The organism is Leptospira kemamanensis (genome assembly GCF_004769665.1).
Lineage (GTDB): Bacteria > Spirochaetota > Leptospiria > Leptospirales > Leptospiraceae > Leptospira_A > Leptospira_A kemamanensis.
The window spans coordinates 17,712-33,665 of the sequence record NZ_RQGG01000007.1; the positions used below are offsets into that span (position 1 = coordinate 17,712).

The 15,954-nt window shown below is 37.5% G+C and carries 12 protein-coding genes and 2 tRNA genes; 7 read left to right on the forward strand and 7 right to left on the reverse strand.

Translation table 11 applies throughout. From position 1 onward, the window contains the following. Window positions 1-45: 45 nt before the first annotated feature. The 5 genes from EHQ59_RS01325 to EHQ59_RS01350 all read right to left on the reverse strand — a co-directional run bounded on the left by EHQ59_RS01325 (window position 46) and on the right by EHQ59_RS01350 (window position 8,745). Window positions 46-564 (reverse strand): helix-turn-helix transcriptional regulator, encoded by a 519-nt coding sequence (locus EHQ59_RS01325; protein WP_135617357.1) that lies wholly within the window; start codon window positions 562-564, stop codon window positions 46-48. Window positions 565-1,016: 452 nt separating this feature from the next. Then, window positions 1,017-3,101, reverse strand: a complete 2,085-nt coding sequence (locus tag EHQ59_RS01335; protein WP_244245315.1) for an adenylate/guanylate cyclase domain-containing protein — start codon at window positions 3,099-3,101, stop codon at window positions 1,017-1,019. After that, the gene (locus EHQ59_RS01340) at window positions 3,101-6,838 is read right to left on the reverse strand and encodes an adenylate/guanylate cyclase domain-containing protein (RefSeq protein WP_135617360.1); all 3,738 of its coding nucleotides are present in this window, start codon (window positions 6,836-6,838) and stop codon (window positions 3,101-3,103) included. Before EHQ59_RS01340 ends, EHQ59_RS01335 begins: the two co-directional genes overlap by 1 nt. Window positions 6,839-6,887: 49 nt before the next feature. Next, window positions 6,888-7,886: an SPL family radical SAM protein gene (locus EHQ59_RS01345; protein ID WP_135617361.1), complete on the reverse strand. Its 999-nt coding sequence runs from the start codon at window positions 7,884-7,886 to the stop codon at window positions 6,888-6,890. Further along, window positions 7,879-8,745 carry a phosphorylase gene (locus EHQ59_RS01350; protein WP_135617362.1) on the reverse strand — a complete coding sequence of 289 codons (867 nt, stop codon included), beginning with the start codon at window positions 8,743-8,745 and terminating at the stop codon, window positions 7,879-7,881. The genes EHQ59_RS01345 and EHQ59_RS01350 overlap by 8 nt, the downstream gene beginning before the upstream one ends. A 27-nt stretch (window positions 8,746-8,772) precedes the next feature. Between EHQ59_RS01350 and EHQ59_RS01355 the strand changes: the two genes are divergently transcribed. From EHQ59_RS01355 to EHQ59_RS01385, 7 genes are all read left to right on the forward strand, one after another. Then, window positions 8,773-9,315, forward strand: coding sequence for a glutathione peroxidase (locus EHQ59_RS01355; protein ID WP_135617363.1), 543 nt, complete (start codon window positions 8,773-8,775; stop codon window positions 9,313-9,315). Beyond that, window positions 9,299-10,171: a ChaN family lipoprotein gene (locus EHQ59_RS01360; RefSeq protein WP_135617364.1), complete on the forward strand. Its 873-nt coding sequence runs from the start codon at window positions 9,299-9,301 to the stop codon at window positions 10,169-10,171. Before EHQ59_RS01355 ends, EHQ59_RS01360 begins: the two co-directional genes overlap by 17 nt. A gap of 15 nt (window positions 10,172-10,186) precedes the next feature. Then, on the forward strand, window positions 10,187-12,790 hold the full coding sequence (locus EHQ59_RS01365; RefSeq protein WP_135617365.1) for a transglycosylase domain-containing protein: 2,604 nt from the start codon (window positions 10,187-10,189) through the stop codon (window positions 12,788-12,790). Next, window positions 12,791-13,780, forward strand: a complete 990-nt coding sequence (locus tag EHQ59_RS01370) for a hypothetical protein (RefSeq protein ID WP_208652306.1) — start codon at window positions 12,791-12,793, stop codon at window positions 13,778-13,780. Then, window positions 13,777-14,247: a hypothetical protein gene (locus EHQ59_RS01375; RefSeq protein WP_135617366.1), complete on the forward strand. Its 471-nt coding sequence runs from the start codon at window positions 13,777-13,779 to the stop codon at window positions 14,245-14,247. Before EHQ59_RS01370 ends, EHQ59_RS01375 begins: the two co-directional genes overlap by 4 nt. A 244-nt stretch (window positions 14,248-14,491) precedes the next feature. After that, entirely contained in the window at window positions 14,492-14,854 is a 363-nt protein-coding gene (locus tag EHQ59_RS01380; RefSeq protein WP_135617367.1) for a hypothetical protein, read from the forward strand. Between the two features lie 47 nt (window positions 14,855-14,901). Further along, window positions 14,902-15,186 carry a hypothetical protein gene (locus tag EHQ59_RS01385; RefSeq protein WP_135617368.1) on the forward strand — a complete coding sequence of 95 codons (285 nt, stop codon included), beginning with the start codon at window positions 14,902-14,904 and terminating at the stop codon, window positions 15,184-15,186. A gap of 576 nt (window positions 15,187-15,762) precedes the next feature. Here EHQ59_RS01385 and EHQ59_RS01390 read toward each other — a convergent pair. Together EHQ59_RS01390 and EHQ59_RS01395 are read right to left on the reverse strand one after the other, a co-directional pair. Beyond that, a tRNA-Tyr gene (locus EHQ59_RS01390) sits at window positions 15,763-15,844 on the reverse strand. Between the two features lie 12 nt (window positions 15,845-15,856). After that, window positions 15,857-15,931, reverse strand: a tRNA-Thr gene (locus EHQ59_RS01395). Window positions 15,932-15,954: the final 23 nt, after the last annotated feature.

Here is a 15,954-nt window from a genome sequence, read left to right on the forward strand (position 1 = left end):
AACATAAAATAACCAAAGAAAAGCTGTTTGGTCAAGGTTTTTTGTTTAGTCTTCTTCGGGTAAAAGAGGCGTGAGAAAAAAAGAGATAAATTCGAGTTTCCCTCGCATGGAAGACTTTTCATAAATGGCTGCCGTTTGGTTTTCGATGGTGCGAAGGCTTTTTTTTCGAACGGCTGCAATTTGTTTTTGAGAAAATCCTCGTAATAAAAGGATGGCGATCTCAGTTTCCGCTTCCGTCAATTGCCATTCTGTCATTTGTGCTTTTGCTTCTGCCCAAAATCCTTTTTCAGGATTTTTTAAGATTCGATTGGTTCGTTTGAGAGTATGGATTTGGTTTTTGGCCTGTTTGTTTTCTACGGATTCTTTTTTGAGCTCTTTGTATAAGATAAATACAACTAAAAACGAAGAAAGAGCGATGAAGGATTCGATGGTGGCTATGATGATTCTAAATCGATCAAAGTATTCGGGAGGTTTGGTGAGTGTGTAAATTTCTTCCACAATCCAAACCAAAAGAGATATTACATAAAATACTAAAAATAAGATACGAATCGTTCTAGTTTCCATCTTTTGATTCAGTTTGAAAGACTTCTTTACTAGAAGCAAGTATGTTTCGTAGGTGTTTTCCACATTTGCGGATATCCTCTATGGAAACATGTTTTTTTCTGTGCGATGATAAACAAATGAAACGTTGGTCTTTACCAGTTTTGGTTATATGTTTTGGGTTATTGTTCTTTCAGTGCAGTAACAAAGGTTCTGAAACAAGATTAGAATGTATGGATCGTTGTATGAAGGAACAATTTGTTTGTGCCGTAGCCCTGGGGCCACAATTGGACAATCCCGTTTCCACGACTGCCACCTGTATTTCTTTGTATGTCCTTTGTTATGAAAAATGTCCTGTTGCCTCTTCCAGGTCCACATCGACATCTAGTCGAAGTTCATCTAGTTCGAGTAGAGGAAGTAGTTCCTCCAGTTCGAGTTCTAACTCGGGATCTAGTTCTTCTTCCTCGGGGAATTAGTTAAGAGCCAGTTTGGCGATAGATAATTTTGGCACCAATTTGTAAGTTTTTATACAAATCTAAAAACATTTGGTTTGGGACCATTCCTTCTGGATCTCTTGAAAACTCAGGTCGTAATCGTTTCAAAAAATACATTCCCATTTCCCCTTTGTTTTTTGCTTTTACCTTCCCTCGGTATTCACATTCAAAAAATCGTTTCACTTTATCATAAGTGGTCTCTGATAAATTGACCTCACCTGCATCACCTGAACTCTCCATACGACTGGCAGTATTCACAGCATCACCCCATACATCATACGCAAATTTTGATTTCCCCACAACACCTGCCACAACGGGTCCCGTATGGATTCCAATCCGAATCTCCCAAAAGTCTTGGCCTAACATCTGTTTAAAGGATCGAATCTGAGTCATAAAGGATTTGATTTCCATGGCAAACAAACAGGCATCTACTGGATGAGTGAAGTTCCCTTGTGGAATTCCTCCAGCTGCCATATACGAATCTCCAATGGTTTTTAATTTTTCAAAATTATGCCTTAGGGCAATATCATCAAACTGAGAAAAACAACCATCCAATTGTTCAATTAGATCTTCCGGGGAAAGAGACTCTGCTGCCTTTGTGAAATTTTTAAAATCAGTAAATAAAATACTTACCGATTCATATTCCATCGGAACAACTTCTCCTTTTTCAATCAGCTCATCGGCCAAGTCACCAGGTAAAATGTTTCGAATGAAGTGAATTGTTTTTTCACGTTCTTTTTCTAAGTCTCTCCGAAGGTTTGCGTTGTGAATGGCTCCGGCAACTTGTTCACAAAACGAAATGATTTCTTGGAATTCATTAATACTCCATACTTGTTCTTTTGTCAGTCGAGTGACACAGATAATTCCGATGGTTTGGCCTTGGACAACTAAAGGTATTTGTCCAAATAGTTCTAACTTAAAACTTTCGACAATCGATGTATCAATTGGAGTGAGTTCTTTCCAACGAGATGATTTTTTTAAATAAATGGGTTTTTGTTTGGTATAGGTTCGATACAAAGATCCGATGTTTGGATTTAACTTAGGTCGAAACGTTCTTAAAAAATTGGAAACCAGTAATCCTTTGTTAAATATTTCGGCTCCTTCCATAAGGGGAGCAAGTGAATTGGATTTCGGATCAACGAGTAAAATAAAACCGAGTTCCACTCGGTGGTTCATTTTCAGATAAGTAAATACTTCTCTTGTAATGTCTTCAATTTGGGAATAGGAGTTGATCTTCCGATTGAATTTGTGTAGGTTTTCTAATTTCAAACGATTGGATTCGATGTTTTCCTTTTCTTCTTTGATGGAAATGTTTACATTTTTTAATTCATCTAAGAGATACCCGGTTTCGATGGTTCCTGCAATGTAGTCGGCAATGATTTTGATTTGATTGAGTTGTTGTTCGTTGAGTTCAAAAATCCCTGAATAATCGAGTAAATCTAAGGTTCCAATGAACTTATTTCTCAAGTGGAGAGGAACGATGAGTAAGGATTTGAGATTGGCTGATTTTTTATTTTCTAGTTCAACTCCTTCGGTTTTGTAAGATTCAAAATCTTGAATATAAAAACTTCGTTTCCGTTTTCTAACATATGCATGTGCATATTTGGTAACGTATTCATCTGAAACAGGGATATCTCGTCCCATGATTTCTGCTTTTACAGTTTCGGAAAGTTCACTTGGAAAATTACTGTGGAAAAACTCAAGAGCATCCTTTTCTATTTTGTAAACATACAAGAGATAGTGAGGAACTTTGAATTTTTCTCGGATATAAAAACCCAAGATCCCTAAAATCTCTTTGAGATCTGTGGCAGAATTGATTTCTCGGAGTAGGCCATCTAAATCAGACAGTTGACCATAGGAATCTACCAATTTGTCCGAAAATTCTTCTGAAATGGTTTTGGTGGAGATGAGTTCTTTTTCTTTGTTCTCTAAAGTTTCATTCAAAATTTGAATTTCTGACCTAAGTAATGTTAACTCATTATTTTTTTCTTCATTTTGTTTGTACAATTGGGAAACCCAATAGAGAATTCCCAAAAACAAAATCCCTATCAAAGCTATAGAATACATCATTTGATTAAAATTTTAGCTCCCCGTTTCTGTTGGGTATACAAACGTTCGAATTTTTCATTGGGTAGAATTCCCGAATCATCCGCTAAATCTGATTTTAAGGATAATAATTCATAAATAGGGAACTGTTCTCCTTCGTATGTGTTGATCATCCTCTGGTTATCAATATGAAACAATCGTTTCACTTTTTCCATCGTTTCTTGTGAGATATTGATGGAAACACCTACACCACCTCGACGAATGGCTTGTGTTTGTGTAACTGTTTTACCCCATACATCATAATTAAATTTAGATTTCCCGATCACACCCGCCACAACTGGACCTGAGTGGATGGCAATGGTGATTCCATCGGGTCGAAACGGTATGTCTTTAAAATCATTCATTAAACGATTCACTTCGTTTTTGATTTGTAAGGCAGCAAGGCAAGCATCAACAGCATGTGTGAAGTTTCCCACAGGAAGGCCACCCGCTGCCAAATACATATCACCTGTCATCCGTAACTTTTCCATTCCCTTGGTTTTGATGATTTCATCAAAACGAGAAAAATACAAATCAAGACCTTCGATCAATTCTTCCGGTGTCAATTGTCCTGTGATTTGAGAAAAACCAGGAAAACTTGTCATTAGTAAGGTTACGTTTTCAAATTCAACAGGGTTCACCCTTCCTTTTTTCTGTAACTCTTCTGCCACGTTTTTTGGAAGGATATTGAGTAAAAGAGAATCGGACCTTTGTTTTTCTTCTTCGATTTTTTTCATTAAGAAGTGATTGTTGATCGCGCTGGCAATGTGTTCGGAAACACCAACAATCGAATCCACTTCGTCATTGGAAAGTTGAATGGTTTCATCATTGATTCCATACATAGCCATTGCGACTACTTCGTCGTTGTTGACAAGTGGTGAAATGAGAAAACCTTTCATGCCAGAACGTTCTGTAATTTGTTTATCAATGGCAAATGGCATCGACTTCGGTACATGTTTCATATAAAAATGTTTTTTACGTTGGTAACATTTGTATACAAATCCACTCTCTTCCCGTAATGGAAAGCGGAGTGTTTTGAAGAAGTTTACATTTTCATCATTTAACAAATCAAAACCAGAGTGGTTGAGGTAACGTAGTTCATTAAATTCTCTGTCTAAGAAATACAAAACACAGTTTTCAATTTTATAGTTTTTACGAATAAAACCGAAAATCTCTGCTAAAATGTTTTCTAAATTATTTTGAGAGTTAATGGTTTTTGCAAACTCATTCATTTTTTGAATTTCTGCTTTTGCTTTCTCTGATTTTTTTCGTTCTTCTTCTGTGAGTTGTAGTAAAAGTGAATTTTGGATAGCGCCTGCGATTTGATCACAAAATCCTGCGATCCTTCTCAATACTTCCCGGTTCACCTCCATTGGTTTTTGGTAGGAAGTAAAATAAGCGATCCCAATAACTTCGTTTTGGACCACAAGAGGAACGGCAATAAAGGAAGATAAACTTAGTTTGGTAAAAATTTGTTCATCTAACTCCGATTCGTATGACTTCGGTGGTTTGGGAACAAATAATGCTTTTTTTCGAAGGTAGGTTTTGTAAATGATCCCACCTCTTTCGTTTAAGGGAACTCGAAATGATTTTGCGAATGATAATTGTTCTTCGGTTGCATACGTGGGGGTCGTTGTTTTGTAAGTGTAAAGTTCTTTCTTTTTGGGATCCAAAAGTTGGATGAGAGTGGCTTCAATTTCAAAACTTTTGAGAATGTAATCAAACATCTCATCGATGATTTGGGATAAACTCGATTCCGAATTGATTTTTTTTGTAAATTCATTGAGTTTCACCACTTCGTTTTTGGCATTTTCCATTTGCAAACGCGCGTTATCCGCAATGAATTTTTCACGATTCATTTCCTCCACGAGGATGGAGTTTGTCACTGCCGTTGCGATGTTTTCTGCCGTATTTTCCACCAGTTGTAATTGTGCTTTGGAAAAACTGGAACCCTTTTGTTCACTAAAGATGGCTAACATAGCAATGACTTTTCCCTGTGAACTCAATGGGATGATCATACCTGGATGTTTACCAATCAGTTGGATGAATTTTTGATTGGATTCGTTCAGCCTAGATTCCCAAACTTTTGCAAATCGAAATGGCCTGTTCCGTTTATATACATGATAAAACAAACCAGCACTTACATCTAAAGGAAAACTCAATCCTCGGAATTTGTTTTCTAAGTCGAGTTTGGAATTTTGCGAAACAACGGATTTGTGATAATGGAGTTTTCCATTTTCTTCATCCACGAGTAACAAAATCATGGAGTCACAAAATACTTCTTCCTTTAAATAATCAAAGGCTTTGTTTAAGATGCTATCTAATTCTAAGGATGTATTGAGAGTTTTTGCAAATTCATTGAGTCTTTCGATATTGGATTTAGAAATTTCTAATTCTTGTGTTCTTTCAACAACAATGTCTTCCAATCCTTCTTTTAAGATATTTAATTCTTTGTTGGATATTTCCAAACTCTCCTTTAATTTTTCAATAGAGAGATAGGCTCTTGTGAAACCATAAGAAAGAATGTATCCTTGAAATAAAATAAATCCTAAAAACCCAAAGGGAGTGATATTCATCGTATTGATGACATTGTTTTGGTATAAAATATCATGTACGACAGTTCCAAAAACAAAACTAAAACCGATGAGGGAAAGTCCTGCACCCACCGTGTCGGAACGATAGGCCATGATGATGGCAATAGTAATCCGCACACATACCAAGATTAAAAAGATTTGGAAATAATGGATTTGTGATGTAAAAACAGAAACTGGTAAAAATAAAGAAACCAAAAAGGGAGTGATGAGGATGTAGAGAACATACATCGTCTTTTGGCCAACAGTGTTCGGAAATACCAATCGATAAAAATACGCAAACACAATGGTTGCGATGTAAATGGTTGCAAATTCAATTCGGATGAGAGCATCCATTGGAAGAGAAGGAATGATATCTAAAAGATTCCTTTCTCCAATCGTGAGAAGGCGCATTACGATGAGTAAACTAAAGAGAGCAATGAATAAACTCGCTTTGTCTTGTCTTCTCATCAAAAACAATCCCAAGTGATACAGAGCCCATAAAAAAATACTTCCCGCTAAGAAGGAAGTGATTTGGTAACTGCGATTGACTTTGTCGTATAACTTCCGTCTTTCGCCAAGTTCCATACTTTCCCAAAATCCACCTTTGGAATAGTGAAAGTTGGAGATTTCGTAAACGATTTCGGTGTCTCCAGAAACAGGTTCTAAATCAACTAAAACAGATTTGTAAGATGGTTCAAAATAATTTGGATTGATTCCAAAACTTCCCTGTTCAATGACCAATTTTCCGTTGATGTACAATCGATACGCAGAAGATAAATCCAAGTTATGGAAGGCAAGGATGGGTGTATTTTCTGGGAATTTGACTTTGAGTTTATATGTCGCATAACCAAATCCATCTAAGGTCTCCCCAAACCAATCCACTCCTTTCCAATTGGATGGTACCACTTGGTAAATGAATTTAGGTTCTTTTCCTAATTCTGTTTCGATTTGGATGCCACTGAAAGTTTCCTTCCAATAGAACTCCCATTCGCCATCAAGATTGATGTTTCCATCCCGATGGAAATCCCAATCCGATAAGTCAATTTGCCCATTTTTCGCTGTCGGTTTGTTTCGAGCGACTTCTCCACAGGATAGAAGTGAAATCAAAAGACAGAATAATGGGATCAAAATAGAACATTTCTTCATAGTTAGGCTACACAGACTATGAGGATGAGAGGGAAATGAAAAGGAAAATTTAAGAATAACTCAGTTTTATTTGAGAAGAAGGAAAGTGTTTTTGTAAGGAAGAGATCATTACATCTAAAATTTCTTCTGTCTCTTGTTTGGAATAAGAAACAATTTTATCTTTTTTTTCAAAGTCATGAAATAAAATCGCAGAGTCCTTTCTTGTGGTGATGATTTGTTTCAAAAAATCAAGATTCATTCGAAATCCACCCACACTGAATTCAATAGAACCATTTGATTTTAGTTCTTTCCCTAACGTATCCGCTAACGACTGGTAATGGGTTTGCCAATCAGGAATCCTGAGAATAGGATCAATACAAATCCGAACGTTCCAACCAACTTGGATGGCTTTTTGGATGGATTGTAGTCTGGCTTTTAAGGAGGGAGTTCCATGTTCAATGGTTTCAATCACTTTCTCGGGACTTAAAGTCCATGCAAGAAAAATATTTGGACTTGGTGTTAGGTGAGAAATCGATTGGAAATTGGTAGATTTGGTGCGAATCTCTAAACTCAAATTGGGTTCATTGTGACAAAACTCAATCCAACTGGATGTGGCAGGGAAAAAAGATTCTAAAGCAAGTAAATCAGTATCATAAGACAAAGCCAAATACAAAGAACCGTTTTTGTCTAAAAAGGATTTGGTCTCTTTAAAAAAATCTTCCCAATTCACAAATAAAACAAGGTTTGCTGAAGGGAACATCCCTTGTAGGTAACAATATTCGCAATCGTAAATACAGTTAAGTGCTAATGTATTATAATAAAAGTGAGGATGAGAAAAATTAGGAGAAAAATCACTCCCTGGATATAAAAATTGGTCTTTTTTTTCTGCCAGAATCAATTTGGGAGATTGTTTTTGGGTTCGAAAATTTTGTGCATTTCGATTGAAACTATCTTTGTAGTGACGAATCGGAATTTTGATCGCTTTTGGAAATCGAGAAAGGATTTCTTTTGTGCGGACATGATCCCAAATCCCTTCTTCGATATAAATATGAGAAAAGGATTTAAACATGTAGTTTTACTTTCCAGTCGTCTAAAAATATTTTTAAATCCAATTTGGATTGGATCTTAGGAATCGTTTCCCATTGGGGAGAAGGAATGGGAGAAGTTGGAAATCGTAAATGGAAAAAACGAAGTGATTTTTTAAGATCGTGTCTCATGGTTTCTGTTAGGCGAAGTGAGTTCAATTGGTTACAAAGTTCTGGCCAAATTTGAGTCTCAAATGGATCTTCTTTCACCCAAGGAAGTGGAGTCATCCATTCTTCATACAATGGATCCAAAATGGATTCCATCATTTGTTTCACTTGGTCTTCCTTGCAAAACGTTCCTTCTAAATAATCAGAGATTTGTTTGCCGATAGCAATGTTTTCCAGTGGGAAGTAAAGAGAAGCCGCTTCAAAAAATCCCGAACCTTCCATATCCACAAGAGATACCGATTCCCATTCTTCTTTTGTCAACACTTGGAAACGATTTTCATTTTGTTGTTTTGCTATGGGTTTGTCGAAGGTAGTGAGACTTGTTTCTTTTGGAAAAGAAGAAGATACAATGCGTTCTGGATAAAAATCTTTATCTGTGGCGTAGTCTTTGATTTTATGCACCCAAAAAAAATCACCTATCTTTCCAAGAGTTTCTTTCGCACCAGCAATTCCTAAATTCCAAACCTTCGTTTGGTTTCTTTCGTCCTTGGATAGCAGACTTACAAATTCAGAAACGGCAAGAGCCATTGCCATTTTTCCAGTACCTGAGATGATGATGGATGTGGATTCGTTTCGGTAGATCCGAAATTTGCCAGAATGGGAGAGGGGAGTCACCTTTGTTTTTTGGATCCAAGGTTTTGCTTCGGAAAGCAGGGCAAAAAACAATGCTGGCATAGTCTAAACATCCAAGAGGGGGGTCCTATGCAAAGAAAAGTTTTGTTTGCTATTTTACTATTGATAGGGTTTAGTCTGTATGCTGGAGGAAAAAAAATGTCATTTCATAATCTAAAATCCGTTACCATCCAAGGGAAGGAAATTTCTTTGGGAGAATACAAAGGACATCCAGTCCTTGTTGTGAATGTTGCATCTAAATGTGGTTATACGCCACAATACGAAGGATTGGAAAAACTCCACATGGCTTACAAAGACAAAGGTTTAAAAGTGATTGGTTTTCCTTCCAATGATTTTGGTGGGCAAGAACCAGGAACTGAAACTCAAATTGCAGAGTTTTGTAAACTCAATTATGGTGTGAGTTTTGATTTGATGAAAAAAGTAAAAGTTTTGGGAAATGAGAAGGATCCTGTTTACCAATTTTTGACAGAAAATGCCAAAGAAAAAGGGGATGTCAAATGGAACTTTGAAAAATTCCTAATTGATAAAAATGGGAATGTAGTAAACCGATTTCCTTCGGCTACAAAACCAGAAAGTGTCGAACTGAAAACAGCGATTGAAAACTTATTATAAATTTACATTTTATATTTCAGTTTTCCTCATTGGATATGGATTGTTTGGACAAGATAGTCCAAACACAGTACAAATTGTACAATCAAAAACATCAGAAATTGTAACAGTAGATGTGATCCTAAAGGAAATACAATCATATGATGTCATTGTCTTTGGAGAAGAACACGATAATGACGACTTACACAGGTTTTATGAAACTCTTTTCCAGAAAATTGTTTTGATGCAATGCGCAAGTTTGTCTCTCGAGATGTTGGAAAAAGACCAACAATCCATCGTAGATGAATACCTGACTGGAACCATTTCGGAATCTCAATTTTTAACTTCGATTCCTCATTGGAAGAATTTCAAAACTGATTATTTGCCATTGGTACGCATTGCCAAAGAGAATGTTTGTCCAGTGGTTGCGGCAAATCCTCCCAGACGATATGTGAATTTAATTGCAAAAAAAGGCAAATTGGCCTATCGTGATTTTTCCAAATCAGCATTGGCAACTCTACCACAAGCATACACATTAGAAAAATACCTCACTTCCGAATACAAACAGAGGTTAGCTCTTCTCTTTGGTGGTTCGGAACATAACGCAACGCACAAAATCAATGTAGATTTTATGATCTTAGGACAAGCCGCTTGGGACCAAGGAATGGCAGAAGCCATTTCCAACGAAATCCATAGATCTGGCCGAAAATTGGTGCATTTGAACGGACGTTTTCACTCCGATCGAAATGGGGGAGTTGTGACTCGTTTGCGGGAAATGGGCCATTCTGTCCTTGTTCTCTCTGGTTTTCCAAAAGGAAGGGAAGAGAATGCGGATTTTGTGAAAATCGCTGATTTTGTAATTTTAACAAACGTCCGATAAGATTAGGGAGAACCTATGTCGGCACCTTCTCCCAAATACCTTTGTCCCCATTGCCAAAAAGCATCTCGTTTGCCAGAACCAACTCCAAAAGAAGGAAAGTTCCAGCTAACGTGCGCTCATTGTGCAGAAAAGGTGGTCTTAAATTTTGTCGACTATCAGTTTGAAATTGTACAAATCCTTTCGAATCCCAAAGTAGAAGAAAAACAATCGTTTCAAAGTTTTAAAATTCCTGTTCCCAGTATCTCCGATTCGATCAAAGATTCTTTTTCAACGAAGTCTAGGAGTGAAAAATCAAAACCCTTTTTTGAAAAGCGAGTGGTTTGGGAAAAAGAACCGAAAAAAGAAACTCCGAAGTTCAATGCCAATCCGATGCGATTGAGCCGAAGAATCTCCAATTCTAAAAAAAATCCTTCTTCGTTTTCTTACTTACGTGTCGCCTTTACCATCACATCGATTGTATTGTTTTTATTCATTATTAGTTTTTCCTATTTTGTTGCAGGAGTTCTTGCCACAAAAAAGGAAGTGCCTGTTTATTTGGAAACTTTGTCAAAAAATATTCCAACCAAAATTCTTGATCGTAACGGACAAGTGGTGAGTGAAATTTTCCAGAAAAGAACATCCACCTTACGCCTGCAAGACTATCCAGAAGATATGATCTCTATTTTATTGAATATAGAAGATCAAAAGTTTTTTTTCCACGGTGGGATTGATTATTCAGCCATTTTTCGCGCCTTTTTCAAAAACATAGTGAATTTGAGTTATAAACAAGGTGCCTCAACGATCACACAACAGTTAGCGCGGATCATATTGGATGATAGACGAAAAAGTCTAAATCGTAAATGGAGAGAAGCACAACTTGCTTTTGCATTAGAATCTGTATTAACCAAAGAACAAATCCTCGAAACCTATATGAATCATGTTTATTTGGGACATGGTGCCTTTGGTTTTGGAGAAGGGATCAAATTTTATTTTCAAAAAAATCCGATGGAGCTCTCAAAAGAAGAGATGGTATTACTTGCTTCTTTGCCATCGGCTCCTAACAAATATTCTCCATTAAAAAACCCGGAAGATTCTTATACCCGTGTGCGTGCTATTTTAAATATGTTTCGCAATCGTGGCATATATCCCAATTTGGATCGTGATAAGTTTGTCAGTTTGTATCATAATTTGTCCACAAGATCACCTAACGAAACTGTATTTGGATCAAGGCACGACATCGCACCTTATGTGACGGAACATGTGAGGGCAGTTTTATCTTCCTTAGAAGGGGAAAAAAATATCTATGAAAGTGGTGGTTATACAGTAGAAACCACACTTGATCGGAATGCACAAGAAGTGATTGGTCCGATTGTCCGAGATTATCTTTCTAAAAACAAACGTTCAGGCAAAATTCAAAAGAAACGAGTGCGTTTGAAAGCAGAATCTCCTTTGGACCTTGCGTTTCGACAAAAGATGGAAGAAGTTTCTCTTCTCAATGAAATGGTTTGGAATCCAGACCAACTGGAAGGAGACAAAGACCAATCTGTGATCCAAGCGGCAATTGTTGGAATCCAACCAAACACGGGTCAGGTTTTATTTTTACATGGCGGGGATGAATTTAATTCCTTAAATCAATTCAACCGTGCCACTCAAATGAAAAGGCAAACGGGTAGTTCCATTAAAGCAGTGTTATATGCTTCCGCTATTGATTCTGGATCGATTCACGCAGGTATGCGAATCCTAGATGCACCTTTGTATTACCGCGGAGGTGGTGGAAAAGAATGGGCTCCAGAAAATTTGGGAGGCAGTTTTGACGGTGAAATTTCCCTTCGCACAGCACTGGTAAAATCTAAAAACACCGCGGCCGTACAAGTCGCAGAACGCCTGGGAAGTTCTGGAATCGAAAAGTATTTTACTAAATTCTTCTTTCCAAATGAAGCGGAGAAAAAAAATCGATACCGTGGAGATCTTTCCTTAGCACTCGGAACATTGGAAATTTCTCCGCTCGAGATGGCATCTGCGTTTACAAGTTTTGTAAACCAAGGGAACATCAAACGACCTTACCTCATCCAAAGGATTAAAAATGCTAAAGGGATTGTTCTCTATGAAGTTGGTGCGAGTGATGAGTTCAAATTAAAATTACCTGAAGAACGCCAAGTGATCCGTCCTGATACAGCGGAAGTAATGATTTCCTTATTACGAGATAGTGGTCGGGCAAGTGGAGTCAGAAACGGTGGTTATGCGGGTGATCTCATCGGTAAAACAGGAACAACCAATGATTATAAAGATGCATGGTTTGTTGGTGCAAGGCCAGATATTTCTCTTGCTGTTTGGATAGGATATGACAATCCAAAATTTGGAATGGGTACAAGTGGACTTGGGGGAGCACTTGCTGCACCTCTTTGGGGAGAGATCCTTGCCACCATCGATAAAAAAAGTATTCTTCCTAAAACACAATTTAGTTTACCAGTGTATGCGAAACCTTATAAGATTTGTACCTTAACTGGGAAACAAGCTTCTCCATCTTGTCCGAGTACGCAAGAATTGTATTTATCTGATTATCCTCCCGAAGGACCTTGCACAGAAGATCACAAATCGAATGCTTCGGATCATAAAGATTTGATGAAAGGATTGTATTAATTGAATTTTTTGAATCGGATCAGTTTCACAAATCTTTGTATAACCTTGTTTGTTTGTAGTGTAGTCTTACAAGCAAATTGGTTTCCATTGCAAGCGAGTGGTTATTATGAAGAAGCTTATGAAATGGAACAAACGAATACTCTTTTTGCTATTCCTTTGTATGAAAAAGCACTGAGCCAAAAACCAACGGGTAAATTGCAGAAAGCAGTTGTTTCTCGTTTGTTTTTTTTATATAAAAAACATTCCAAATTATTAGATGCTTTGTTTTTAGGAAGTCGTTATCCTTCTCTGATTCCTTCCAAAGATCGGTCTTGGATTTGGAACCAACTCACTGAAATTTACAAACCGATTTCGTTATCAGATCTGTCTTCTACCTATGTTTTAGCATCCAAAACAAATGTGGAAAATCTAAGTGAACTGAAGGAACATCTCAAACAACAAAATCTTCCCAAGTTATATGAATTTGCATCGATACTTTTACTGAAACGGAAACAATATAAAGTGATTTTATCTTTATATGAGGAAAATCCCGACATGTTCCTCACTCCTTTGTTTGTAGGGATCTCTGAATTCAAAATAGGAACAGAACAAGGGAAAGAATTTTTAAAACAAGTATTATCAAATTCGGAGAAAGAACGTTCCGATCAAGAGAAGTCTGATATTTTGTATCTAATGGGTGTACATTATCGCCAATCCAATGAACACGAGTTATCTGCTCGTTATTTTAGAATGAGTGGTAGCTTTTTTGCAAAAACCAGAGCTGAATTGGAAGCAAGTAAATCTTTAGTGTTACAAGGAAAAACAAAAGAGATGTGTTCTACGTTTAAATTTTCATCATCACCTTTTGATGAGATTGAAACTATTTTGTTTTACCATTGTTCTCCAAGTGGGGCACAAAATTTAAGATCAATTTTGCCGAGTATACGCATTCTATCGGAAAGGGAAGGGAATGAATTTTTACAAGTTTTGTTTCCGAAGGAAGAACTATGACCCAATTGAAACAGAAATTACGACTACTAGGAATCATCTTATCCCTTCTTTTGACAACCTTCCCTCTATTCTCCAATTTTCTTGTCACACCTGAAGAAAATCTAAAATTAGAGTTCCAAACAAATGTTAGGAGTATTTTACGTTTTTGTAAACAAAATCCTATCCAAGTGTATGGAAGAAATCCTATCAACTCATTGTCTACATGTGTTTCTGTTTTAGAAGGGGAAGTGGCAATGGAATCTTTTTTCCCTGAGGAGACTGATGAGTTAACAGAAACGCAGTGGTCTTTTTACGATTCCCTGGGGAAACAAATTTTCCCGACAGTCATTTGGAATGGAATGGATTCGATGGTCTTTGTATCCTTTGTGCGTTCCAAACGAGGTCAATTTGGAGTGCAGTTGCAAAGGAAAAAAGACGGAGCATATTATTTTTACCGAACCAAACTTACGAATTGGGTGGTATTGTAGGGTAGCTTTTTACGAAAGCTTCGCGGGGTCTTAGTCGCAGGCGAACTCGTTTAGTCGATTCCTTCCGTCATTTAAATCTCAAATTCATTCTAACGAATGATCCAAACAAAAAAAGTTTTCAAAAACCGTTCTTTCTGTTCCAAAAACCTTTCGATTCCGTTCAAAACGGTTGGAAGGAAAATTTGTATGGAAAAAGAATTCGATCCATATACTAATTTCTGAATATTTGTTCAGAAGTAAGATGATGCAAAAGATAAGCATGAAAAGTAGTCATAGTCAAATTAGAAAATTCGATCATCTGATGCTACCAAAGTCTCTTGGCGAAGTTTTATTGGTGGTGTTTTTAATCCTCAATTGCACGAATCAAAAAGAGTATTGTTTCTCTAGATTAAAAGAAGGGCCAGATATTCAGGGGATAAATTCAAATGGAGCTTGTTCTTTATATCTGTATAATGATCAGGAGTTAATCGCAAAAAGGGAAAGAGAGGTGATTTCACATAGAGAAAATTCAATAGCAAACTCAATGCTGTTATTGTGCCTTCAGAATGCAATAGAAGAACGTAAATGTGAAAATAAATCCGAATATATCCCACACTTTGGTTATTAAGATGGCCGTTGCTATTGATGAAAAGCATTAACTATGTTATACGGATGATGAAAAAAATAGCAATCTTACTGATTCTAATCAATTTTCAGTGCGCAGATAGCGAAAGGCAGAATTGTAGAGAAAATTTGGATTCGCTTGAATTTCAAAAAATTATGGCTCTAAGTTTACTAGAGCCAATTTCAAAAAATTCAGAGCAGGAAAACGAGAGTCGTAAAAACTTTGGTTTCTTAAACTTTGCATACACCCAAAACAAAGCAGAAGAGAGAAAAAAAATCTGCGATAATTCCATAATATTAGAAATTTTTGATCCTGAGGCAAATGATTTTGATTAATTTTGATATCTGAAATCATGTCGCATATCGAATTGAAAAACCTGGTTTGGGCAGGGAACGGACAAGTAGGGAAGCTGTCCTGTTCGCCCACCACAACGCTTTCGCCATCCTGGCTTCGCTTGCTCGGGCCCGTCGTCGATCTTTTCCGCATCGTGCGGAAACTGCTCCTTCCCCCTTGTTTGTCTTACGACAAACAACTTCGCCTCAGCTTTTTACGAAAGCTTCGCGGGGTCTTAGACGATCTCCTCTATTCGAATCCTTCAGTTTGTTGTTAGTTGGGAATTTTGTTTCGTTGAATCGAAACTTAGTTTGGGCAGGGAACGGACAAGTTGGGAAGCTGTCCTGATTCGCCCACCCTTCACTCCGCCATCCTGGCTCCGTTCGCGCGGGCCCGTCACCGCTCGCTTTTCCGCATCCATGCGGAAACTTCTCCATCCCCCCTTGATTGTCTTCGACAATCAACTTCGCCTCAGCTTTTTACGAAAGCTTCGCGGGGTCGAAGTCGCTCGGGTTCTATTCGAATCCTTCAATTGTTTGTTAGTTGGGAGTTTACTTGTGGTGAAATACTTCTTAGTTTGGGCAGGGAAGGATTCGAACCTTCGAAGGTAAAACCAGCAGATTTACAGTCTGCCCTCGTTGGCCACTTGAGTACCTACCCGAAGAAGTTGCATGGAGCCGCCTGAGGGATTTGAACCTCCGACCGGCTGTTTACAAAACAGCTGCTCTACCACTGAGCTAAGGCGGCATGCATATCCAATTTTTGTGAAA

Coding starts and splice junctions, on each gene's coding strand:
- EHQ59_RS01325 (WP_135617357.1), bottom strand. CDS start 564: ATGGAAACTAGAACGATTCGTATCTTATTTTTAGTATTTTATGTAATA.
- EHQ59_RS01355 (WP_135617363.1), top strand. CDS start 8,773: ATGCAAAGAAAAGTTTTGTTTGCTATTTTACTATTGATAGGGTTTAGT.
- EHQ59_RS01365 (WP_135617365.1), top strand. CDS start 10,187: ATGTCGGCACCTTCTCCCAAATACCTTTGTCCCCATTGCCAAAAAGCA.
- EHQ59_RS01385 (WP_135617368.1), top strand. CDS start 14,902: ATGAAAAAAATAGCAATCTTACTGATTCTAATCAATTTTCAGTGCGCA.
- EHQ59_RS01345 (WP_135617361.1), bottom strand. CDS start 7,886: ATGTTTAAATCCTTTTCTCATATTTATATCGAAGAAGGGATTTGGGAT.
- EHQ59_RS01375 (WP_135617366.1), top strand. CDS start 13,777: ATGACCCAATTGAAACAGAAATTACGACTACTAGGAATCATCTTATCC.
- EHQ59_RS01380 (WP_135617367.1), top strand. CDS start 14,492: ATGCAAAAGATAAGCATGAAAAGTAGTCATAGTCAAATTAGAAAATTC.
- EHQ59_RS01350 (WP_135617362.1), bottom strand. CDS start 8,745: ATGCCAGCATTGTTTTTTGCCCTGCTTTCCGAAGCAAAACCTTGGATC.
- EHQ59_RS01340 (WP_135617360.1), bottom strand. CDS start 6,838: ATGAAGAAATGTTCTATTTTGATCCCATTATTCTGTCTTTTGATTTCA.
- EHQ59_RS01335 (WP_244245315.1), bottom strand. CDS start 3,101: ATGTATTCTATAGCTTTGATAGGGATTTTGTTTTTGGGAATTCTCTAT.